At 50.9% G+C, this 19,974-nt stretch carries 15 protein-coding genes; 4 read left to right on the top strand and 11 right to left on the bottom strand.

Going from position 1 to position 19,974, the window contains the following annotated elements:
- Nucleotides 1-98: 98 nt before the first annotated feature.
- The 11 genes from FMR86_RS04415 to aprB form a co-directional block, all read right to left on the bottom strand.
- Entirely contained in the window at nucleotides 99-812 is a 714-nt protein-coding gene (locus FMR86_RS04415) for an ABC transporter ATP-binding protein (protein ID WP_163349874.1), read from the bottom strand.
- A gap of 3 nt (nucleotides 813-815) precedes the next feature.
- Complete coding sequence (locus FMR86_RS04410; RefSeq protein ID WP_163349873.1) at nucleotides 816-1,985, bottom strand: branched-chain amino acid ABC transporter permease; 1,170 nt, start codon at nucleotides 1,983-1,985, stop codon at nucleotides 816-818.
- A 28-nt stretch (nucleotides 1,986-2,013) separates the two neighbouring features.
- Nucleotides 2,014-2,916 carry a branched-chain amino acid ABC transporter permease gene (locus FMR86_RS04405; protein WP_163349872.1) on the bottom strand — a complete coding sequence of 301 codons (903 nt, stop codon included), beginning with the start codon at nucleotides 2,914-2,916 and terminating at the stop codon, nucleotides 2,014-2,016.
- A gap of 66 nt (nucleotides 2,917-2,982) precedes the next feature.
- Nucleotides 2,983-4,116, bottom strand: a complete 1,134-nt coding sequence (locus FMR86_RS04400) for a branched-chain amino acid ABC transporter substrate-binding protein (protein WP_163349871.1) — start codon at nucleotides 4,114-4,116, stop codon at nucleotides 2,983-2,985.
- Between the two features lie 26 nt (nucleotides 4,117-4,142).
- On the bottom strand, nucleotides 4,143-4,898 hold the full coding sequence (locus FMR86_RS04395; RefSeq protein WP_163350051.1) for an ABC transporter ATP-binding protein: 756 nt from the start codon (nucleotides 4,896-4,898) through the stop codon (nucleotides 4,143-4,145).
- A gap of 619 nt (nucleotides 4,899-5,517) precedes the next feature.
- Complete coding sequence (locus FMR86_RS04390) at nucleotides 5,518-6,201, bottom strand: hypothetical protein (protein WP_163349870.1); 684 nt, start codon at nucleotides 6,199-6,201, stop codon at nucleotides 5,518-5,520.
- A 21-nt stretch (nucleotides 6,202-6,222) separates the two neighbouring features.
- On the bottom strand, nucleotides 6,223-7,443 hold the full coding sequence (gene qmoC, locus FMR86_RS04385; RefSeq protein WP_163349869.1) for a quinone-interacting membrane-bound oxidoreductase complex subunit QmoC: 1,221 nt from the start codon (nucleotides 7,441-7,443) through the stop codon (nucleotides 6,223-6,225).
- 14 nt (nucleotides 7,444-7,457) lie between these two features.
- Nucleotides 7,458-9,731 (bottom strand): hydrogenase iron-sulfur subunit, encoded by a 2,274-nt coding sequence (locus FMR86_RS04380; protein WP_163349868.1) that lies wholly within the window; start codon nucleotides 9,729-9,731, stop codon nucleotides 7,458-7,460.
- A gap of 6 nt (nucleotides 9,732-9,737) precedes the next feature.
- Nucleotides 9,738-10,976, bottom strand: coding sequence for a CoB--CoM heterodisulfide reductase iron-sulfur subunit A family protein (locus FMR86_RS04375; protein ID WP_163349867.1), 1,239 nt, complete (start codon nucleotides 10,974-10,976; stop codon nucleotides 9,738-9,740).
- Between the two features lie 158 nt (nucleotides 10,977-11,134).
- Complete coding sequence (aprA, locus tag FMR86_RS04370) at nucleotides 11,135-13,126, bottom strand: adenylyl-sulfate reductase subunit alpha (RefSeq protein WP_163349866.1); 1,992 nt, start codon at nucleotides 13,124-13,126, stop codon at nucleotides 11,135-11,137.
- Nucleotides 13,127-13,194: 68 nt separating this feature from the next.
- On the bottom strand, nucleotides 13,195-13,680 hold the full coding sequence (gene aprB, locus FMR86_RS04365) for an adenylyl-sulfate reductase subunit beta (protein ID WP_163349865.1): 486 nt from the start codon (nucleotides 13,678-13,680) through the stop codon (nucleotides 13,195-13,197).
- An 881-nt stretch (nucleotides 13,681-14,561) separates the two neighbouring features.
- Between aprB and sat the strand changes: the two genes are divergently transcribed.
- From sat to FMR86_RS04345, 4 genes are all read left to right on the top strand, one after another.
- A complete protein-coding gene (gene sat, locus FMR86_RS04360; RefSeq protein WP_163349864.1) occupies nucleotides 14,562-15,842 on the top strand; it encodes a sulfate adenylyltransferase in 1,281 nt (426 codons plus the stop codon).
- 178 nt (nucleotides 15,843-16,020) lie between these two features.
- A complete protein-coding gene (locus tag FMR86_RS04355) occupies nucleotides 16,021-17,661 on the top strand; it encodes a chorismate mutase (RefSeq protein ID WP_163349863.1) in 1,641 nt (546 codons plus the stop codon).
- Nucleotides 17,624-17,878: a hypothetical protein gene (locus tag FMR86_RS04350; protein WP_163349862.1), complete on the top strand. Its 255-nt coding sequence runs from the start codon at nucleotides 17,624-17,626 to the stop codon at nucleotides 17,876-17,878. The genes FMR86_RS04355 and FMR86_RS04350 overlap by 38 nt, the downstream gene beginning before the upstream one ends.
- 121 nt (nucleotides 17,879-17,999) lie before the next feature.
- The gene (locus FMR86_RS04345) at nucleotides 18,000-19,916 is read left to right on the top strand and encodes an aconitate hydratase (RefSeq protein WP_163349861.1); all 1,917 of its coding nucleotides are present in this window, start codon (nucleotides 18,000-18,002) and stop codon (nucleotides 19,914-19,916) included.
- The last annotated feature ends 58 nt before the right edge of the window (nucleotides 19,917-19,974 follow it).

The following is a 19,974-nucleotide window of genomic DNA, read 5'->3' as shown; positions in this document are numbered from 1 at the left end:
GTCTAAACAGTTTCGATAAATCGTTACATGCCATACAACGTAAAAAATCCCCTGAAACATGACTTTCAGGGGATTTCCAACAATTGATCCTATGTGTGCTATTCGCCGAGATAAGCCTTCTGAATATCCGGGTTGTTAAGCAGCTTGGAAGCTTCATCTTCCATAACTACATTTCCGGTTTCCAGAACATAACCGCGATGAGCCATGCTCAAAGCGACTTTTGCATTCTGCTCAACCAGAATAATCGTCGTGCCCAGCTTGTTAATTTCATTGATAATATCAAAAATCTGCTTAACGATAAGCGGGGCGAGACCAAGAGAAGGTTCATCCAAAAGGAGCACCTTGGGACGACTCATGAGCGCACGTCCGATGGCCAGCATCTGCTGCTCTCCGCCGGAAAGGGTTCCGCCGGCCTGTCTGCGTCTTTCACGCAGGATTGGGAACATGGCAAAGACCCGTTCCATGTCGTCAGCAATCTCGGTATCACTGCGAAAGAAGGCACCCATGTCGAGGTTTTCCTCAATGGTCAGCCGGGGAAAAATACGCCTTCCCTCAGGAACCTGACAAAGTCCCATGGCGGGCAGACGGTCGGATGCAACTTTATTGATGCATTCGCCCTTGTAATAAATCTCTCCGGCAGTGGCCTGAACGATGTTGCAGATGGTCATCAGGGTTGTGGATTTCCCGGCACCGTTGGCACCGATGATGGAAACAATCTCCCCTTCCATGACCTTGATACTGATTCCTTTAAGGGCCTTGATGCTGCCATATCCTGCATGGATATCACGAAGTTCTAAAATAGGTTCTGACATGGCTTAATCCTTTTCCGCCTTCATAGTGCGTTTGGGAGGCAGCAGCCCCTGCGGCCTGAAGAGCATCATCAGGGTCATTACGCCACCGAAAACCAGCATGCGGTAGAGTTCAAAATCCCTGAAAATCTCCGGCAGGGCAATAAGGGCCAATGCGCCGAGGATAACCCCGGGAATTGAGCCCATACCGCCGAGAACAACCATGGAAAGAACCATTGCCGATTCAAGGAAGGTGAATGATTCCGGGCTGACAAAACGCATGCGGGCCGCATAGAAAGCACCGGCCATACCGCCGAAGCAGGCACCGGAACAATAAGCCAGCAGCTTCATATAAAAAGTCGGGATTCCCATAACCTCGGCGGCAGTTTCGTCCTCACGAATGGCTTCCCATGCGCGCCCGATACGGGAATGGTTCAAACGGTAGACCGCGATGATGGTGAAGACCACCAAGGCGAGAATCACGTAGTAGATCAGGGAAAGCTTTTTCAACCAGAGGTGCTCAAGGGTGAATCCATTGGCAAAATCAGGCCAGTAAATTCCCGGAGCCTTAATCCCGGTGATCCCGTTGGGACCGTTGGTCAGGCTCATCCAGTTATTGAAGACCATACGCACGATTTCCGCAAAGCCCAGCGTTACAATAGCCAGATAGTCACCGCGCATACGCATGGAGCAGTAACCGATGATGCAGGCTCCCAGTCCGGCCACTGCCGCACTGATGGGCAGGCAGATCCAGAAAGCAAGCTTGTAGGAAACCGAAAGCAAGGCATAGGTGTATGCGCCCAGACCGTAAAAAGCGATGTAGCCGAGATCGAGCATGCCTGCGAGGCCGACAACAATATTCAAACCGAGGCCGAGGCAGATGTAAATCATGCAGTTGATGGCCACGTCCTGCGCATAGCGACCGAAAAGATGCGGATAAGCACAGGCAAAAGCAAGTATGGCAAAAGCCCAGAGAGCAAAAGGAACGCTTGATGCTGCCTTCTGCACCCCTCCGGCTGCGGCCCCCATCGGTTTAGTGAAAAAGTTAAAAGCACCAATGCTGTTCAGCTGTCTTAGGACAAGAAGAAAAGAGCAGCCCGCTGCAATCTTCCACCAGACCGAAAAGGTGGTTGCCACTTCCAATCCTTCAGGCTTGATCCCGAGCAGGGGCCAGAGCAGGACGAACAGCCAGATCATCCCAACGCCTAAAGAAGTCCAGTGCTTTTTAAACTCTGGTATCGTCAACGTTCTCTCCCATGATTCCTGAAGGTCTGAAATAAAGCACCCCGATAAGGATCAGGAATGCGAAGACATCCTTATATTCACCGGAAATATAACCTGCGGCAAAAATTTCGACCATGCCGATGATGAATCCGCCGATCATTGCCCCGGTAATATTGCCGATTCCGCCCAGTACAGCGGCGGCAAAAGCCTTGATGCCCGGCACAAAACCCATATCGTAACGCACGGATCCGTAATAAAGGCCAACCATGATACCCGCCGCAGCAGCCAGTCCGGCACCGATGGCAAAGGTCAGGCTGATGATACGGTTGGAATTGATACCCACCAGCGCGGACATAATCTTGTCCTGAGCAGTGGAACGCATGGCCTTACCGATGCGGGTCTTGAAAACCAGAAAATTGAGGGCCACCAGCAGAAAAGCGGTCAGGCTGACGATGAACAGCTGCATGTAGGAAAGCATTACTGTTCCGAACTCAAAGCCGCCCTGAGTCAGTTCTGTGGGGTAGGCGCGGTCATAAACGCCCTGAGTGAGCATGAGTCCGTTCTGCAGAAAGATGGACATACCGAGCGCGGAAAGCAACACAGACAGTCTCGAGGAGTTACGCAGGGGCTTATAAGCCACTTTCTCCACGGCCATGGCCAGCATAGCGCAGTAGGCCATAGCCAGAATAAGTGAACCGGACAGGCAGACCCATGCCGGAGCACCCTGCGACAGCAGATAGCTCATGAAGATAACACCGACATAGCCGCCAGCAGCAAAAAACTCCCCGTGGGCGAAGTTGATAAGCTGGATGATGCCGTACACCATGGTATAACCCAGCGCGATCAGTGCGTAGACACTGCCGAGGGTGATACCGTTGATGAGTTGTTGAAAAAAATATTCCATGGATTCCCGGGGGCTGTTCGTAAAGGCCCCCGCCCGTTACGGGCAGGGGCCGACATTTATAGGCTTCTAGTAAAGCTTGCCGGTTGCAGGGTTCCAGTAGTTGATGAACTTGCCGCCATCAACCTTACGGATAATATAGTTGGAGCCGGAGTCTCCGTTGGGCTTGAACTTGATGTGCTTGGTGGCACCATCGTAGTCCAGCTTCATGAGTTCCGCTTTGACCTTTTCAGGATCAGTGGAACCGGCAGCCTTGAGGGCCTTGAAATAGGCCATGGCGGAGTCGTAAGCATAACCGGAGTATGCGCCGGGCTCACCGTGCTTGGGCTGGTACTTGGCGTAGAATTCTTTGTATGCGGGAGCTTCGTTATCAATGTAACCGAAGGTCAGGTAAACATCTTCAGCAGCGTCTTTTGCGATTTCAATAAGCTGGGGATGGTAAACTGCGTCCTGTGCCAGACGGGCAGCCTTGATTCCCATACGCTTGGCCTGAATAAGCATCAGCGCGCCGGTGGCGGAGTTCTGCATGGACATGTAGAACACATCAGGGTTGGTATTCTTGACTTTGGTCAGAATGGCGGAAAAGTCTTTATCGCCCTGGTTGACGTGCTCGTGACCGAGAACCTTGATTCCAGCTGCCTTGCACATCTTTTCAACGCCGTCGGCAAGCCCCTGAGAATATGCGGTCTTATCGTCAACGATGTATACGGACTTGGCACCAAGTTTATCCTGCATAAATTTCAATGCGATAGCCCCCTGATCGTCATCACGACCGCACATGCGGAACATGTAGGGCAGACCGCGGGAGGTAACTTTTTCGTTGGTGGAGGCCGGGGTGATCATGATGATGGATTCTTCATCAAGAACTTCAGATGCGGGCAAAGTTGCGCTGGAGCAGTAGGAGCCGACAACAGCGTTTGCTTCTTCGTTGATCAGTTTGTTTGCGGTAGCAACAGCCTGACGGGGTTCGCATGCGGTATCCTGCGGCAGGACCTCGATTTCATCAAAACCGGGGATTCCGCCGTTCGCTTTAACAACTTCCACTGCGGTGAGTACGCCGTTTTTGATGTCATTGCCGTCAGCGGCGTAGGGTCCGGTCAACGGTCCCATGGTACCGACTTTGAGGGTTTTAGCGAACACCATGCCTGCGCTCAGCATAAGAATAGCTGCCACAAGCATAGCTGTCATGATAGAACGTTTCATAAAATGAGCCTCCCTAAAGTGAATAGTTAGTTACCCAGATATGCCTCAATTACAGCAGGATTTTTCTGAATTTCTTCAGGGTTACCCTTTGCAATCATTACTCCGTGATCCAGAACCACCAGCCGCTGGCAGATGCCCATGACAACTTTCATGTCATGCTCAACCATCAGCACATTGATGCCCCTTTCAGAGATTTTACGGATTGTTTCCATAAGCTCGGCACTCTCCGCCGGGTTCAATCCCGCAGCAGGCTCGTCAAGAAGAATGGAGGTCGGCTCGGAAGCCAAGGCCCTCGCAATTTCAAGCCTGCGCTGATGGCCGTATGGAAGACTGGACGCAACCTCGTCAGCATATTCATCCAGCTCCGCAAAACGAAGCTCGTCCATGGCCTTTTCCTTGATCCGCTGCTCTTCCCTTTTCTGGGCCGGAGTACGGAAAATAGCACCGAAGACCCCGCAGGATGAGCGGGAATGCTGGGCGACCATTACATTTTCAAGGGCGGTCATGTTCTGGAACAGACGAATATTCTGAAAGGTTCTGGCAATGCCTTTATGAAGCACCTGATACGGCTTGAGCCCGGTAAGATTCTCGCCATTGTACTCCACGTGGCCGCCGGAGGCTGAATAGACCCCGGTTATCACGTTAAAGACTGTGGTTTTGCCAGCGCCGTTGGGACCGATCAGCCCCACAATCTCCCCCGGCATGAGAGAGAAGTTAACCTCTGCCAAAGCCTGCAGCCCACCGAAGCGGACGCTCACGTCGTGTAAATGAAGTTCTGCCATATTGGACATACCTATACACATTATTCTTCTTAAGATCAAGACAGAAGGCGATTTTTATTCCTTACTAACCCGATCTAAAGAATTAATATTCGCAACAATAATGCTTTACTTTAATTTGAACTACTATACTGATTGCAGAATCAGCACCCCTACTTACTTTGCAGCAATACAGTTGATTGCCAGATCAAAAAACATCAGAATCTAAATATAACTATATTCTGTATTCTAGTACTTTTCTCTAACATTAGTATCCACATATGCTGATTCACATTTAATCATACAGATTATAATGCTTAATAAAAGTCTTTTTTTGCCTACAAAATTGTCCATATATTTAGCACTATTTTCCATATTTGGCTAATTTCAGGCCAAACTGACGCGCGTTTGGGATTAGCTGACTTTTCATCTCCTAAAAACAGCTAATGGTGAATTTAGTTCGAGTTTTTCTCCATATCGCATCACATCGGATTTTTTACACTGACAAATGAGTTCTCACTTATGTAAAATTTTTATAAAAAAATTTTATTCTGTGCGCTTTTAAATAAAAAAAGACCCTGTCCGCAATGCGGACAGGGTCATACGAACTTCAATTGAATGAAGCTAAAAGGCTTTTAACGGCCTACCAGCTGTCATCACCGAAGGGATCGGAACCGAAGCCGAAATCTTCAGCAGGTGCACCACCGGTTTCGGGAGCACCAGCGGAGTCGCCAGCAGCAGGAGCTGCGCCTTCAGCAACAGCACCGGCAGCTACGGTTACAACACCGTGCTTTTTAACGTCTTCGATCATCTTGAGGAGTTCATCAACCTTGCCGATGTACTCTTCAACTTTTTCCTGAGAAGTAACGATGACTTTGTCGCCTTCGTCTTTACCAGCAGCTTCGAAAGCTTCACACTTGCCTTTGTACTCAGCCATGGCTTTTTCGGTTTCACCGAGTTTGCCTTCAGCAGCAGCAAGTTTGGTTTCCAGATCCTGAACTTTAGCAGCCTGTTCAGAAACAGTGGAACGGTATTCAGCGAGCTTTCCGAAGATAGCGTCAACCTGAGTCATTACGTCGCCGGGAAGTGCGCCAACGGATACGTTGTCGCCAAGGCCGGTAACCTGACCGGTTTTCATTTTAGCCAGTTCAGGATGCTGTTCGTAGATCCATGCTTTTGCAAGTGCAGCTGCAAAAGGTTCGAATTCAGCATCGATGTCTTTCTGAGTCATGTAACCCAGAAGTTCCTGTACGGAGTTGTTGCTTTCGCCACCCTTGATGTAGGACACAAAAGTGCTCATGGGGAAAGTTTTGCGTGCTTCAGACATGGTTAGTTCCTCCTTGCTCTATTACAGAGTAAAAGTCTTTTCTTCACGGACCGGCATGGGCAGACGGCCGATGTATCTTGCATAAGTTAAAGCTGCGGTCCTGTAGACGAGGTGTCCAAGCTTGGACCACGGCAGATAGACAAACATCATGAATACGGCGATCAAGTGTACATAGTACATGGGGTATGCGAGAATTGCCACGCCGAGGAGACGCAGTACTTCACACATTATGCCGGTTACGGCGATAGTCCAGATCAGGCCGAGCAGGTACCAGTCATAATAGCTGGATACATGTACGGACTGGTCCTGATTCAGGCGACGCTTGGTGAGCAGCACGAGAGAGTAAATCAGCAGTACTGCGCCAACGTTGGCCAGAATCTTGATCGGGTGCCACAGCGGCATGGGAGTATGACCAATGGGAGAGAGGAAAGGAATAATCTTTCCGCCCCAGTGGGTCACAGCAACCACACCGGTTACTACCATCAGGCAGATGAATGCGAGCATGATGAAACGGTGGCCGTTGAACTTCTGTTCGTCAGCTTCGTCGTTTTCACCGCATTCTTTCCACTTGGAGTGGGTCAACAGTTCGTTTTTGCAAACGTCGATGAAACACTCCAGCATGCCGGGCTTTTCAGACTTGTCACCTACAGCAAAGACCTTAGGCTGGTCCTTGAAGGATGCAATAAGGTTCTTCACTCCCTTGTAGAAGGTCCATGCCATGAAGCCGAAGGCGATCATGAAGATGGGGTCAATGGTGAAGTCGCCGGGAAACAGATGTCCGTAAACGATTTTACCATCTTTGAGAGGGAAGAAGGAACCGCGAACTCCCGCCATGATGAACCAGATCACCATGTAGATTGCTGCCGGGATAGCAATAAGCTTGGGCAGGTGTTTGGGGGAGCTCATCCACTCACCAATAATGGTGGGGGTCATCATCTTCTTATAGGACATATTGCGCAGCCCTGCGAGCAGGTCAGCCGGACGTGCGCCGCGGGGGCACAGGTCGGAGCAGGTACCGCAGTTGTGGCAGAGCCATATGTCGATATCACTTTCAAGTTTATCTTTAAGGCCCCACTGAGCCCAAACCATTTCCTTACGCGGGTAAGGATTATCGGCAGGCGACAGGGGACATGCTACGGAGCAGGTAGCGCACTGGTAGCACTTCTTGAGGCTATCGCCACCGACTTCCTGCAGTTCCTTGATGAACTGAAGATCCGGTTTAATGCGAATATCTTTTTCCATATCGCGTCTACCTCCTAGTAGCCCTTGAACGGGTTAGGACCGATCTTGATCATCTCGTTGACAAAGTTATCGATCATGTCGGGAACTTTGTCGTATTCGTCGATGGCAAGTTCAGCCTGGACAACACGCTCGGGTTCAACGCCAAGTCTGTTCAGAGAATCAGCGACGTTTTCCATACGGCGGTTACAAAGCTCAGAGCCTTTCACAAAGTGGCACTGGTAGTCTTCACCGTATTTACAACCGAGCAGCAGAACTCCATCAACACCCTTGGACATTGCATCTGCAATCCAGATGGTGTTTACGGAGCCGAGGCAACGGACAGGAACGACACGAACGTAGGGGGACCAGCCTTTACCGCGCATAGCTGCCATATCGAGTGCCGGGTAGGCATCGTTTTCACAGGCCAGTACGATAAAACGGGGACCGCCGACTTCCATATCATCAGGAACTTCAACCTGCTTGATCATGGAACCGATCATGTCGATGTTGTAGTTGTCAAAACCGATTACGCGCTCAGGGCAGGCACCCATGCAGGTACCGCAACGGCGGCAACGGGACGGGTTCGGCATTGGTGTTCCTTTTTCATCATCATCCAGTGCGCCGAAGGGGCATTCCTCGGTACAACGCTTACACTGGGTGCAGCGCATGAAGTTGAAAACAGGATAGGTGGAGTCACCGGAGCGGGGGTGTACAGCTACGCCGTGGTTGGAGGAGTTGATACACTGGATCGCTTTCAGGACCGCACCTGCTGCATCCTCACGGGCCAGTCCCATGGACATGGGCTGACGAACACAACCTGCGGCGTAAATACCGGTACGGCGTGTTTCGTAGGGGAAGCAGATGTAGTTGGAGTCTGCATAACCATCGAACTGCTGGAGGTCGGGGAATGCGGGCCCCTGTCTGTATACGAGGTTGATGGTCGGATCATGCGCGGTGGTGGGAACCATACCGGTGGGAACTACGACCAGTTCAGCTTCGATTTCAATATTTTCACCGAGCAGGGTGTTGCTTGCGGCAACGACCATACCGGCACCGGATTCCTTGATGGAAGTAACGGTACCCTTGGTCAGCATAACACCGGGGTTATCCTGGGCTGCGCGGTAGTAACGCTCGTTGATGCCGGGCACCATCATGTGATCGTAGATGATGTAGGCTACAGCGTCGTCGTCTTTTTCACGTACGTAGTTGGCCTGCTTGAGAGCAACAAGGCTGTTCAGCTCGGAGCTGTAAGGCAGGTGCTTGTAAGATTCCATGTCTTCGTAGACAAAGGTCTCTTCTTCTTCACCTTCTTCAGCAGCGGGTGCTTCTTCAGCTTCTTCGGTGGACTCGGCAGCTGCGGCTTCCTGTGCGGCGAACTCTGCTTCACTGAGGCGGGTATCAAGTACGAAAGCAACGGACTTTGCAGTCATATTGCCTTCCTTGACCATTGCTTCAAATTCAGCAGCAGTAACAACCTTGGAAGAACCGTAGCCCATGGGCTCTACGTATTTGGTGTCCTGAGGTACCCAACCGGTAGCCAGAACACAGGCACCGACAGCCATCTCTTCAACGGAGCCGCCGACTTTCACTTTAGCAGTGTATTTGCCGGGAGCACCTTCGAGAGCTTCAAGCTGTGCGGAGGTCAGCACTTTGATTCTGGAATTGGACTGAACTTCAGAGATCAGTGCTTCGATTCCGGTTTCGTGTGCTTCAGTATAAGGGTAGGAAAGAGGGAATGTTTTGTACATTCCGGCAGCCTTACCACCGAGGTTGGCTTCTTTTTCCACCAGAATTACGTCGTGATTGGTCTTGGCAGCGTAGAGAGCTGCAGTAAGACCGGTGAAACCACCACCCATGACCATGACAACTTTAGTAGCGTCAAAAGCCTCGGATCCCTGCTCATTGGTTTTGAGCAGCTTGGTTACGCCCATCTTGACGTATTCGTTTGCCATCATTTTGAGGAGTTCAGGAACTTCGCCGTTAGGATCTGGCATGGTGCCATCGGGATTCCTGAAAACCTTGATGCACTGTTCACGCAGGTTGACTCGTTCGACAGCGACATTGTCGAAGTCGAAAATATCCCAGTCAACGCGAGGGCTGGTGCCGCAGATACATACTGCGTCAACGTTGCCAGCGTCGATATCTTCCTGAATGAGCTTTCTTCCTTCCTCGCTGTTCAGGCGCGGATGCACCTTAACGACCGGACACTCGTTCGCGTAAACGCGACCGACCAGTTCAGCCATATCTTCAGCGTTCAGGTAAGGAGATACGCTCGCTTGGTCGAAATAAACACCGATTTTTTCGGGCATGTCGACTTACCTCCCTATGACCGTTTGGATCGCTTTGAGAGCAGCAGCAGTACCGGACTGGGCTGTCTTCATGACATCCAGAGGCTGCTTTGCACACCCGGCTGCGAAAATACCTTGTTCCTCACCGCCGACAATAAAGCCCTGATCGTCAACCTGCACGCCGGAGGGAACCGGAGTTCCTGCCAGACTGGGCTGCATACCGGTGGCCAGAACCAGAAGATCATGCTCGTTCTGGGACTTGATACCGGATTCAGCATCCTCAACAGTAACGAGGACGTTGCCGGAACCGGATTCTTCCACAACTTCAGCGACCTTACCTTTAACGGCATTGATCTTGTCATCGGAAAGAATACGCTTGGCGAACTTGTCGTAACGTCCCGGAGTACGCAGGTCGATGTAGTAAATGGTGACCTTTGCATCGGGATACTGTTCACGCACATAAGCAGCCTGCTTCAGGGAAGCCATGCAACAGATGTAGGAACAGAAATTGAGGTGGTTTTCATCGCGGGAACCCGCACACTGTACGAATGCGATGTTTTTGGGCTGTGCACCGTCTGAGGGGCGCACAATCTGACCGTCGGTAGGTCCGCTGGGAGCTGCAAGTCTTTCCATCGCCATGTTGGAAATACAGTTCTTTACGGTACCTGCGCCGAGGTTGGAAAGCTTGGTAACATCGTAAGGCTTCCAGCCGGTAGCATAAACGATGGAACCTACATTAAGTGTGATGACCTTTTCTTCTTCTTTAAGATCGATAACATCGACGCCTTCAAGAAGCTTGAGATCTTCATCGGTGCAATTTTCTTTTTCAAGAACGTATCTTGCGGGGAACGCAAAAGGAACGTCCATGTAAAGAGCCTTGCGGTCGCAGAGTTTGTACTCGAACTCATCGGTAATGTTGTTGGTCAACTTCTCGATGACATCGTTCAGTTCAACACTGCCCGGACCCACATATCTGGGTTTGATGCGAACCTTGACTTCGTATTCGCCTTTGGAACCGCTGATGGATTCCACTTCAGCCAAGGTAAAGAACTTAACGTTCTTATTGTTTTTGATTCTCTGAAACTGAATCTCCAGTCCGCAGGAAGGAGGACACAGCTTCGGAAAATATTTATTCAGCTGCATCACCCGGCCACCCAGATACGGCGCCTTCTCCACGATGAAGACTTCATGGCCTACTTCAGCGGCTTCGAGTGCAGCAGTGATACCACTGAACCCGCCGCCTACGACAAGTATGCTATTTGACATTCTCTATCCTCCTGAACTCTTAGAAGCCCTGAGCCTTAAAATGGCCCAAACCCGGACACCGACCATCGGTCGCAATTCGGATTCAGACCATTTCAGTGCAAGCCGTAAAAGAACGGCTGCGGGCTTTAAGCCCGCAGCCGCATATAGTCATTCCCGGCTTAGGTGGGGATGATCTGGTGGTATGCTTTCTTGAATACGGTGGTTTCACCTTTTTCAACGTCATACTTGGAGTTGACGAAGCATTTCCACTTGGAGTCATCGAGACCCATGAAGTCACCACGGTAGTAGAAACCGGGGTAACGGGACTCTTCACGGAATTCAATGTGCTGCATGTGCAGGCGTACAGTCCACAGTCTGTGGAACTGTTCCCAACAGCGCATGAGTTCGTGGAGGTCACGAGCAGCCAGTTTTCTGGAGTCTTCTTCGAGCATTTCGAGAAGATGGAAACCGGTGTGCAGCAGGGACTTGGAGGTAACGTACATGGTACCAACACCACCACCGTATTCATCAGTTGCCTTAACAAGGCGCATCATGAAGTTCTTGGGAGTGATGTAGTTGGGGTTAACTACGGGGTCGGTAGAGATGCCTTTACCTTCTTCGTAGGTGTACCAGGGCTGGTAGATCTCTTTAGCGAGATCAGCAGCGTTTTCTTTCAGAGCGGGTTTGAAGTCTTTGTGATCAACAACCCAGCGTACCATCTGCTTACCAACGATACGACCTTCAGCGTGAGAACCGGAAGAGAACTTGTGACCGGATGCGCCAACACCGTCAGCACAGGTCCAGAGGCCGTTAACGGTGGTCATACGGTTGTAGACTTTACCGTTGTCAGCTTTAACTTTGTAATCTTCGGGAACCCAGTCTTCGTCCGGACCGGAAGTCCAGATACCGCAGCAACCGGAGTGGGAGCCGAGGAGGTAAGGTTCGGTGGGCATGATTTCGGAACCGGAGTTTTCAGGTTCGATGTTCTGACAAGCCCAGAGGTTAGCCTGACCAACACACATGTCGAGGAAGTCTTCCCAAGCTTCGGACTCGAGGTGCTTCTGCTCAGCGGGGGTCAGTTCTTTGAAAGTGTTCTGCAGTGCGGTAGCGGTGTCCATGTAGATGGGGCCGCGGCCTTCACGCATTTCACGGAGCATCATGTGGTTACGCAGACAGGTCGGGATAATGTGACCTTTAGCGTAGCCGCGCTCTTCGTAAGGCTTGAGCATTGCGCGGTTAGTTTCGCAGTAGTCTTCGCCTTTGTAGTTGGTTGCTTTAGCTTTGAAGAGCAGGAACCATGCACCAACCGGACCGTAACCGTCTTTAAAACGAGCGGGTACGAAGCGGTTTTCCATCATGGTCATTTCAGCGCCAACCTGAGCACACATGGTGTAGGTGGAACCTGCGTTCCATACGGGGTACCATGCACGACCCATACCTTCACCGGTAGAGCGAGGACGGTAAACGTTAACTGCACCACCACATGCAACAACAGCAGCGTTACATTTGAAAACGTATACTTTGTTTTCACGAGTGGAGAAACCTACAGCACCAGCGATGCGGTTGGGCTCGTTAGCGTCGAGGAGCATTTTAACGATGAAGATACGTTCCATGTAGTTATCTTCGCCGAGAGCGAGCTTAGCTGCTTCAGCAACGATGCACTTGTAGGATTCACCGTTAATCATCATCTGCCAGCGACCGGAACGAACGCAAGCGTCGCCGTTACGCAGGGAGAGACCAGCTGCTTTAGCAGCTGCACCGTCGAGGTTCTTACCGTCTTTTTTGATCCAGCAGGGAAGGCCCCACTCTTCAAAAAGGTGAACGGAGTCATCAACGTGACGGCCGAGGTCAAAAATAAGGTCTTCGCGAACGAGGCCCATGAGGTCAGTACGAACCATGCGTACGTAGTCATCAGCATCGTTTTCGCCAAGATAGGTGTTAATAGCGGAAAGACCCTGTGCGATAGCACCGGAACGTTCCATAGCAGCTTTATCGAGAAGCATGATGGAGATGTCGCCACCAGCTTTTTCGATCCAACGGCATGCTTCATAAGCAACACCGCAGTTACCCATACCACCACCGACGAGGAGCAGGTCCACGTCTTTTTCTATAAGCTCAGGTTCTGCGAGAGCAACACCTTTGGAAGCTTCTTTACTAGGGAGAAGAGGCATGTTTCCTCCTTAATTAGGTTTTTAAGATTGCGTGAATTAATACACCTAAGACAAATGCTTAGCAGTGATTAATCCAGATCCTTCCAAGCAGTAGTCTTGTCTGCTTCAGCAACGTCAAACTTCTGTCCGAGAACTTCTTTGGGGGTAGCCAGTTCAGTTTCGGTGAAGAGCAGCTCGTTGTCGAAATCAGTCGGCTCGGGTTTACCTTCATAAGGTTTGATAGAACCTTCAGGGGTAGTGCGGATGGGGAACTTGAAGCGTTTTACGTTACCGTTACGGAATTTAACGGTCCACATGATGTCTTCAGCAGAACGCATGGGGATGGAAGTACCACCCATGGGTGCGAAGTCACCGTAGGGACGTGCTTCGATAGCGCCCTGGGGACAAATTTTAACGCAGGAGTAACACTCCCAGCATCCTTCGGGTTCCTGGTTGTAAGCCCGCATTTCTTCGGGATCCAGGATCATAAGATCGTTAGGGCAGATGTACATGCAGGCGGTCTTTTCTCCACCTTTACAGCCATCACACTTTTCCGGATTGACAAAGGTCGGCATACCTAGTCCTCCTAAAAGGGTTTAATGTTATCAATCACCGACATCCTATAACCATTTATAATCTTGCCTAATGTTTAAGGCTCGTGAAAATAGTAACTATCAAGCCCCACACCCGGTGTCAAGACGAAAGTGAAATTTAGAACAAGCTAATTTCAATTCCGTTAAATAAACGGTTCTGAAACACTGCCGCCAAGGTTTTCGCAACCTTAAAAACAGGCACGGCCTTTTGCGGCAAAACAATAATGTGTTCCATCATGGATAGGTATTTAGTTCAATCTAGCCTTTAATTGCAAGCCTTTTTTTCAGATTATGAGATATTCTTCACAACGACTCTAACAAACTGATTTTACACGCCAAGAACGTAGAGATTCCCCTGATTTTCTCTAGAAAAAATTCAAACCATATCTACATATAATATGATAAGACAAAACACACCCTGCCACCAAACCTTCGCGCAGCCCATGTTTTCACCCCGAAACCTCCCCTACAAAACCAACACGCAAGCACATTTCCCGAAAACTCAAGCATCAAAAGCACAAAACCCATTGAATTTACTATTCAAATTCAACACTAAAAATCAAAATCAACAATCCGACGACCTAGAGCAAGTGAAAAATTTCACTCCTTTTCAAATTTGCCCTTGACATTTCTTTCACAAACCATTCATAACCCCTTTTAAGCTTTATGGGGAAAATGCTTTTTAGGACTATCCTGAAAGCTCACTCCATGATAATGGTTTTTACGAATTTTCGTTCCGCAGACCCGCTTCACTTTAGAAGCGCAGCCTCCACAGTATACCCGGAGGCCGAAGATTTCTTATCCGGAGGTCTTGCGGAAGGGCCAAGGTGTTGAAAAAATAATTACTACAAGGAGACGTAAACATGTCTAAGCTCGTAGCCCCTCACGGTGGTAAAGGTCTTGTATGCTGCCTGCTCGAAGGCGCAGAACTCGCTGCTGAACAGAAAAAAGCAGAAGGTCTGAAAAAGATTGAAATTTCCGCCCGCGCAAAGGGTGACCTCATCATGATGGGATGTGGTGGCTTCTCTCCCCTGAACGGCTTCATGGGTAAAGCTGACTGGAAAGGCGTTTGTGAAAAATTCCTGATGGAAGACGGCACTTTCTGGCCTGTTCCGGTAACCCTCGACTCCGACGATGAAGACGTTAAAGTCGGCGACGAAATCGCTCTCGTAAACGACGGTGAAGTATACGCAACCATGCAGATCACCGAAAAATACGAAATGACCGAAGAAGACAAGAAGTGGGAATGCTACGAAGTCTTCAAAGGTGAAGGTGAAGAGTCCGAAGATTCCATCTTCTGGAAGACTGCTCTCGAAGATCACCCCGGCGTACAGATGGTTATGGCTCAGAAGAAGTACAACCTCGCTGGCCCCGTTAAAGTTCTCTCCGAAGGTGAGTACCCCGAACAGTACAAAGGCGTTTACCTGCGTCCCGCAGAAACCCGTGCAATGTTCGACGAAAAAGGCTGGTCCACAGTTTCCGCTCTCCAGCTCCGTAACCCCATGCACCGCTCTCACGAGTTCCTGGCAAAAATCTCCATCGAAGTATGTGACGGTTGTCTGATCCACTCCCTGATCGGTAACCTCAAGCCCGGCGACATTCCTGCTGATGTTCGCGTTAAAGCTATCGACACTCTCGTTGAGCACTACTTTGTTAAAGAAAACGTTATCCAGGCCGGTTACCCCCTCGATATGCGTTACGCAGGTCCCCGTGAAGGCCTCCTCCACGCTACCTTCCGTCAGAACTACGGTGTTAACCGCATGCTGATCGGTCGTGACCACGCTGGTGTTGGTGACTTCTACGGTCTGTTCGAAGCTCAGGAAATCTTCGACAAGATTCCTTACGCAACCGAAGCTTGCCCCGAGCCCGGCAAAGCTCTCCTTTGCGAGCCCATGAAGATCGACTGGACCTTCTACTGCTACAAGTGCGACGGCATGGCTTCCCTGAGAACCTGCCCTCACGAAAAAGAATCCCGCGTAATCCTCTCCGGTACCAAGCTGCGTAAAGCTCTGTCCGACGGTGCTGAGATCGTGGATCACTTCGGTCGTGACGAAGTACTCGTACAGCTCCGTGAATACTACGAAGGCCTCACCGAAAAGGTTGAAGTCAAAATGCAGGGCGCAGCTTCCGGCGACGCAATGTAATTTGAGTAGTATCACTACTTGCTTATTCAGGGGGGAGGCGTTTTGCGCCTCTCCCCTTTTTTTTGTAATAATCTAAAATCACGGGTATTTTTCACGTAAAACGACGGGGGTTGCCCATCAAAGCAAATCGCGCTATTAAGGTGGACTTCCCTATATCACATTTCAGGAAACAAAAATAATGCCCGAATATAAAAAATTTGACCGTTCCGGCGGTTCCGCACCGCGTAGACAGTCCCTGCTTGACGAAATCAAAGAGCTGGACGCAAGACTTCTTTCCCTCATATCCCGCAGAAATTACCTCATGGGTAAAGCTGCATCCAAGCGCAAGCAGAAAGGTCTGCCCCTCGGTGACCCGGATATGGAAAGACGTATCTTTGAAACATGGACCGCAGAAGCCGGTAACAAAAAGTTTGACGTGAAAACAGCACGCCGCGTTTTCGATCAACTTAACAACCTTGCTTACGCAGGTGTTGCCAAACCGGAAAACCGCAAGCTTTCCACTTATGTTCTTTCCCCGCCCCAGAAGCCTGTGAACGTGACCTTCGACGGTCCCGGCTCCCTGCTGCAGTCCAAGCTCTGGATTGCACTGAGTGCTGCTGCCGGTGCTGAATCCAAAATGGGTCCGCTCTGCGTCAATGACGAGATCACCGAATTGATCAAAGCATTCAACCAGGCCGGAGCACATCTTTCATGGGATGGCGAGACCGTTGAATCCCGTTCCGGTGACGGCATTGAATTCGAGGAAAAACTCGTCTTTGCCGGAGATGACGCCATGACCATGTTCCTGACCATTGCCTTCGGTCTTAAGACTGTAGGCAAGTTCAAAATCGCCGGCGGCCCCATCCTTAAACAGTACGACTCCAGACCTCTGGCCGAAATTCTTTCCCCGCTGGGCGCAAGGCTGAATACCCTTGACTTGCAGAGCCACGGACTGCCTGCACGCCTCGAATGCGGCGGACGCATGGCCTCCTCCCTTGAAATTTCTGAAGACATTCCTGCTGGATTTGTTGCTGCACTGGCTCTGGCCGCGTGGACCTATCCGCAGGGACTGACCTTCAAATTCGCTGAAGACTGGCAGGGCAAAGACCTGCTCAAGGAAGTTGTTGCTGTGCTCAAGAAGTGCGGAGTTAAAGCCAAGCTCAGTGAAACAGAATGCTCTGTTCCGGCCACCAAGGGGATCTCCGTACCGGAAGAACCGGCCATTGCACTGGAACCCGAACTCTGTGCCGCCCTGCTCTCCATCCCCGCTTTCAGCGACGGTCAGGTGACCATCAACGGAGAATGGCCCAAATCCGCCATTGCCGAAGATGCACTTGTAACCCTCAAGAAAGGTGGCGTGGACATTAAAATTTCCAAAGGAAGTATCACTGCATCCAAGGGTGAAGCTGCAGCTGATCTCTCCTTTGATTTCGGAAATGCAAACGACCTCTTCCCCGTGGGTCTGGCCCTTGCGGTCAACTCCCGCTCCGAATGCAAGCTCGGCAACATTGCCGACACTGTGCTGTTCGAACAGGGCGTTGAACTGCTTGAACGTCTCGGCATCAAGTACGAGCGTGAAGATGACGGCCTTACCGTTATCCCCGGCAGACTCAAATGGGACGAAGCATGGTCTGCACCGACCCCCTTCTTCGGTATTGCTCTCGGTCTTCTGGCCTGGATGCGTCCCGGAATCTCCATTGAGAATCCCGGCGATGTAACTGATCTCTGGCCCCGTTACTGGACCCTCTACAACAGCCTGCCGGAAATCAATGGACTCAAAGACCCTGAGGTTAAGAAAAAAGATGAATCAAAAACCAGAAGAAGAATCAAAATCGATTAGTATCCCTGAGATCGAAGTAGAAATCGAAAACTTTAAGAAGGAACTGGAACTCTGCATTCAGCGCACTAAAAAGCTGCTGGAGAGCGAGGTTCCTTCTGAAGGGATCTTTTTTGCCAATGAAATCTTCGAATCCAAACAGGATAAACTACGTCTGGAAGCAGAGATTGACATCCGTCAACGAAAAATAAACCGAATGCGCCTCGGAATGGAAGGATAACTGACCCCCGCCCTCATAACAGCTTTAGCGGGCACTTTATGAAGTACGCGGGTATGCGACGTACAACAGGACACTTAGTTTCAAATCTGCTTATGAAAAGCACAATCACTCCGGAGGTATCATGGGTTTAAACATAACTGAAAAGATCATATCAGCGCATCTCTTGAACGGCGAAATGAAGCCGGGCACTGAAGTCGGGCTACGAATTGATCAGACTCTTACTCAGGATGCCACCGGCACGATGGCTTATCTGCAATTTGAAGCCATGGGTATTGATAAGGTCCAGACCGAACTTTCTGTAAGTTACGTGGACCACAACACCCTGCAGATGGGATTCCGCAACCCGGATGACCACCAGTACCTGCGTACGGTCGCCGCCAAGCACGGCGTTGTCTTTTCCCCGGCCGGAACCGGTATCTGTCACCAGCTGCATCTGGAAAACTTTGCCAAGCCCGGCAAGACCCTGATCGGCTCCGACAGCCACACCCCCACCGCAGGCGGACTCGGTTCTCTGGCCATGGGTGCGGGCGGACTTTCCGTTGCCCTGGCCATGGCCGGACAGCCTTACTCCATCCCCATGCCCAAGGTGGTCAAGGTGGATCTTTCCGGCGCACTGACCGAATGGGCTTCAGCCAAAGACATCATCCTCAAGCTGCTTGAGCTCAAGACAGTTAAAGGCGGCGTGGGCGTTGTATTCGAATTCGCAGGAGAAGGCGTTAAGTCTCTCACAGTTCCCGAACGTGCGGTTATCACTAATATGGGTGCGGAACTGGGAGCTACCACTTCCATCTTCCCCAGTGATGACAACACCAAGGCTTTCCTTAAGGCCATGGGCCGCGAAGAAGACTGGTCCGAACTCATTGCCGACACTGACGCAACTTACGCCGAAGTAGTCGAAATCAACCTTTCCGAGCTGGAACCGCTGGTGGCCCAGCCGCATATGCCGGACCGTGTTGTCACCGTAAAGTCCCTTGCCGGGCTCAAGGTCAACCAGTCCGCCATCGGCTCCTGCACCAACTCTTCCTACTCCGACCTGAAAACAACAGCGCTGATCCTGCAGGACCAGCAGCTGCCTGAAGGCGTGGACCTGATGATCTCCCCCGGTTCCAAGCAGGTTCTCAAAATGCTTGCCTCCGACGGACTCATCGCCAATTTCCTTGATTCCGGTGCACGTCTGCTGGAATGTACCTGCGGACCCTGCATCGGCATGGGCGGTTCCCCCACCTCTGCCGGAGTCAGCGTGCGTACCTTCAACCGTAACTTTGAAGGCCGCAGCGGAACCCAGGATGCTCAGGTATATCTGGCCAGCCCGCAGACTGCTGCCAAACTGGCACTTGCCGGGGAATTCACCGATCCGGCCACTTGGGGCACCCCGCCGGCCAAGATCGAATTCCCGGAAGATGTGCCTTCCATCCGCCACCTGTTCATCTTTCCTCCGGAAAACCGGGACGAAATTGAAATCGTGCGCGGGCCGAACATTGTTCCCCTTGAAACTTTCTCCGCCCTGCCGGATGAGGTTTCCTCAGAAATCCGCCTCAAAGTGGAAGATGATATCACCACCGACCACATACTGCCTGCGGGCGCACAGATCACAGCTCTGCGTTCCAACATCCCGGCCATCAGCGAATATATCTTCAGCCGGGTTGATGAAGGTTTTGTAGGCCGTATGAAAGCCGCCGAAAGCGGAATCATCCTCGGTGGAGAAAACTACGGACAGGGTTCCAGCCGCGAGCATGCAGCTCTCGGCCCCCGTCATCTGGGCGTTGTTGCCGTTATTACCAAGTCTCTTGCCCGCATTCACCGGGCAAATCTTATCAATTTTGGCATTCTACCCCTTGTACTCTCTGAAAAGAGCGATTACGACAGATTGTCTGAAGGTAGTAAATTGACTATTGATACCACCAGCATCACCCCCGGCGGCGAATCCGTTGCCATGGCTGACGGTGCTGAAATCAAAGTCAAAAACGACCTTTCGGCAAAAGAGCTGGATATTATTAAAGCCGGCGGCCTGCTGAACTACGTAGGCAAACAATTGTAAATGAGTATGGCAGGAAGGACGCAGCTGCGCCCTTCCTGCCTGTTGTAAATAGAATTAA

This window comes from Desulfovibrio sp. JC010 (assembly GCF_010470675.1).
Classification (GTDB): Bacteria; Desulfobacterota; Desulfovibrionia; order Desulfovibrionales; family Desulfovibrionaceae; genus Maridesulfovibrio.
Note: the sequence above shows the minus strand (reverse complement) of the source record. Positions and strands in the feature narration are given on the sequence as shown.

Excerpts from the sequence above, each read along its gene's own strand:
- FMR86_RS04415 (WP_163349874.1), bottom strand. The coding sequence starts at position 812 with ATGTCAGAACCTATTTTAGAACTTCGTGATATCCATGCAGGATATGGC.
- FMR86_RS04410 (WP_163349873.1), bottom strand. The coding sequence starts at position 1,985 with ATGATCTGGCTGTTCGTCCTGCTCTGGCCCCTGCTCGGGATCAAGCCT.
- FMR86_RS04405 (WP_163349872.1), bottom strand. The coding sequence starts at position 2,916 with ATGGAATATTTTTTTCAACAACTCATCAACGGTATCACCCTCGGCAGT.
- FMR86_RS04400 (WP_163349871.1), bottom strand. The coding sequence starts at position 4,116 with ATGAAACGTTCTATCATGACAGCTATGCTTGTGGCAGCTATTCTTATG.
- FMR86_RS04395 (WP_163350051.1), bottom strand. The coding sequence starts at position 4,898 with ATGGCAGAACTTCATTTACACGACGTGAGCGTCCGCTTCGGTGGGCTG.
- FMR86_RS04390 (WP_163349870.1), bottom strand. The coding sequence starts at position 6,201 with ATGTCTGAAGCACGCAAAACTTTCCCCATGAGCACTTTTGTGTCCTAC.
- qmoC (WP_163349869.1), bottom strand. The coding sequence starts at position 7,443 with ATGGAAAAAGATATTCGCATTAAACCGGATCTTCAGTTCATCAAGGAA.
- FMR86_RS04380 (WP_163349868.1), bottom strand. The coding sequence starts at position 9,731 with ATGCCCGAAAAAATCGGTGTTTATTTCGACCAAGCGAGCGTATCTCCT.
- FMR86_RS04375 (WP_163349867.1), bottom strand. The coding sequence starts at position 10,976 with ATGTCAAATAGCATACTTGTCGTAGGCGGCGGGTTCAGTGGTATCACT.
- aprA (WP_163349866.1), bottom strand. The coding sequence starts at position 13,126 with ATGCCTCTTCTCCCTAGTAAAGAAGCTTCCAAAGGTGTTGCTCTCGCA.
- aprB (WP_163349865.1), bottom strand. The coding sequence starts at position 13,680 with ATGCCGACCTTTGTCAATCCGGAAAAGTGTGATGGCTGTAAAGGTGGA.
- sat (WP_163349864.1), top strand. The coding sequence starts at position 14,562 with ATGTCTAAGCTCGTAGCCCCTCACGGTGGTAAAGGTCTTGTATGCTGC.
- FMR86_RS04355 (WP_163349863.1), top strand. The coding sequence starts at position 16,021 with ATGCCCGAATATAAAAAATTTGACCGTTCCGGCGGTTCCGCACCGCGT.
- FMR86_RS04350 (WP_163349862.1), top strand. The coding sequence starts at position 17,624 with ATGAATCAAAAACCAGAAGAAGAATCAAAATCGATTAGTATCCCTGAG.
- FMR86_RS04345 (WP_163349861.1), top strand. The coding sequence starts at position 18,000 with ATGGGTTTAAACATAACTGAAAAGATCATATCAGCGCATCTCTTGAAC.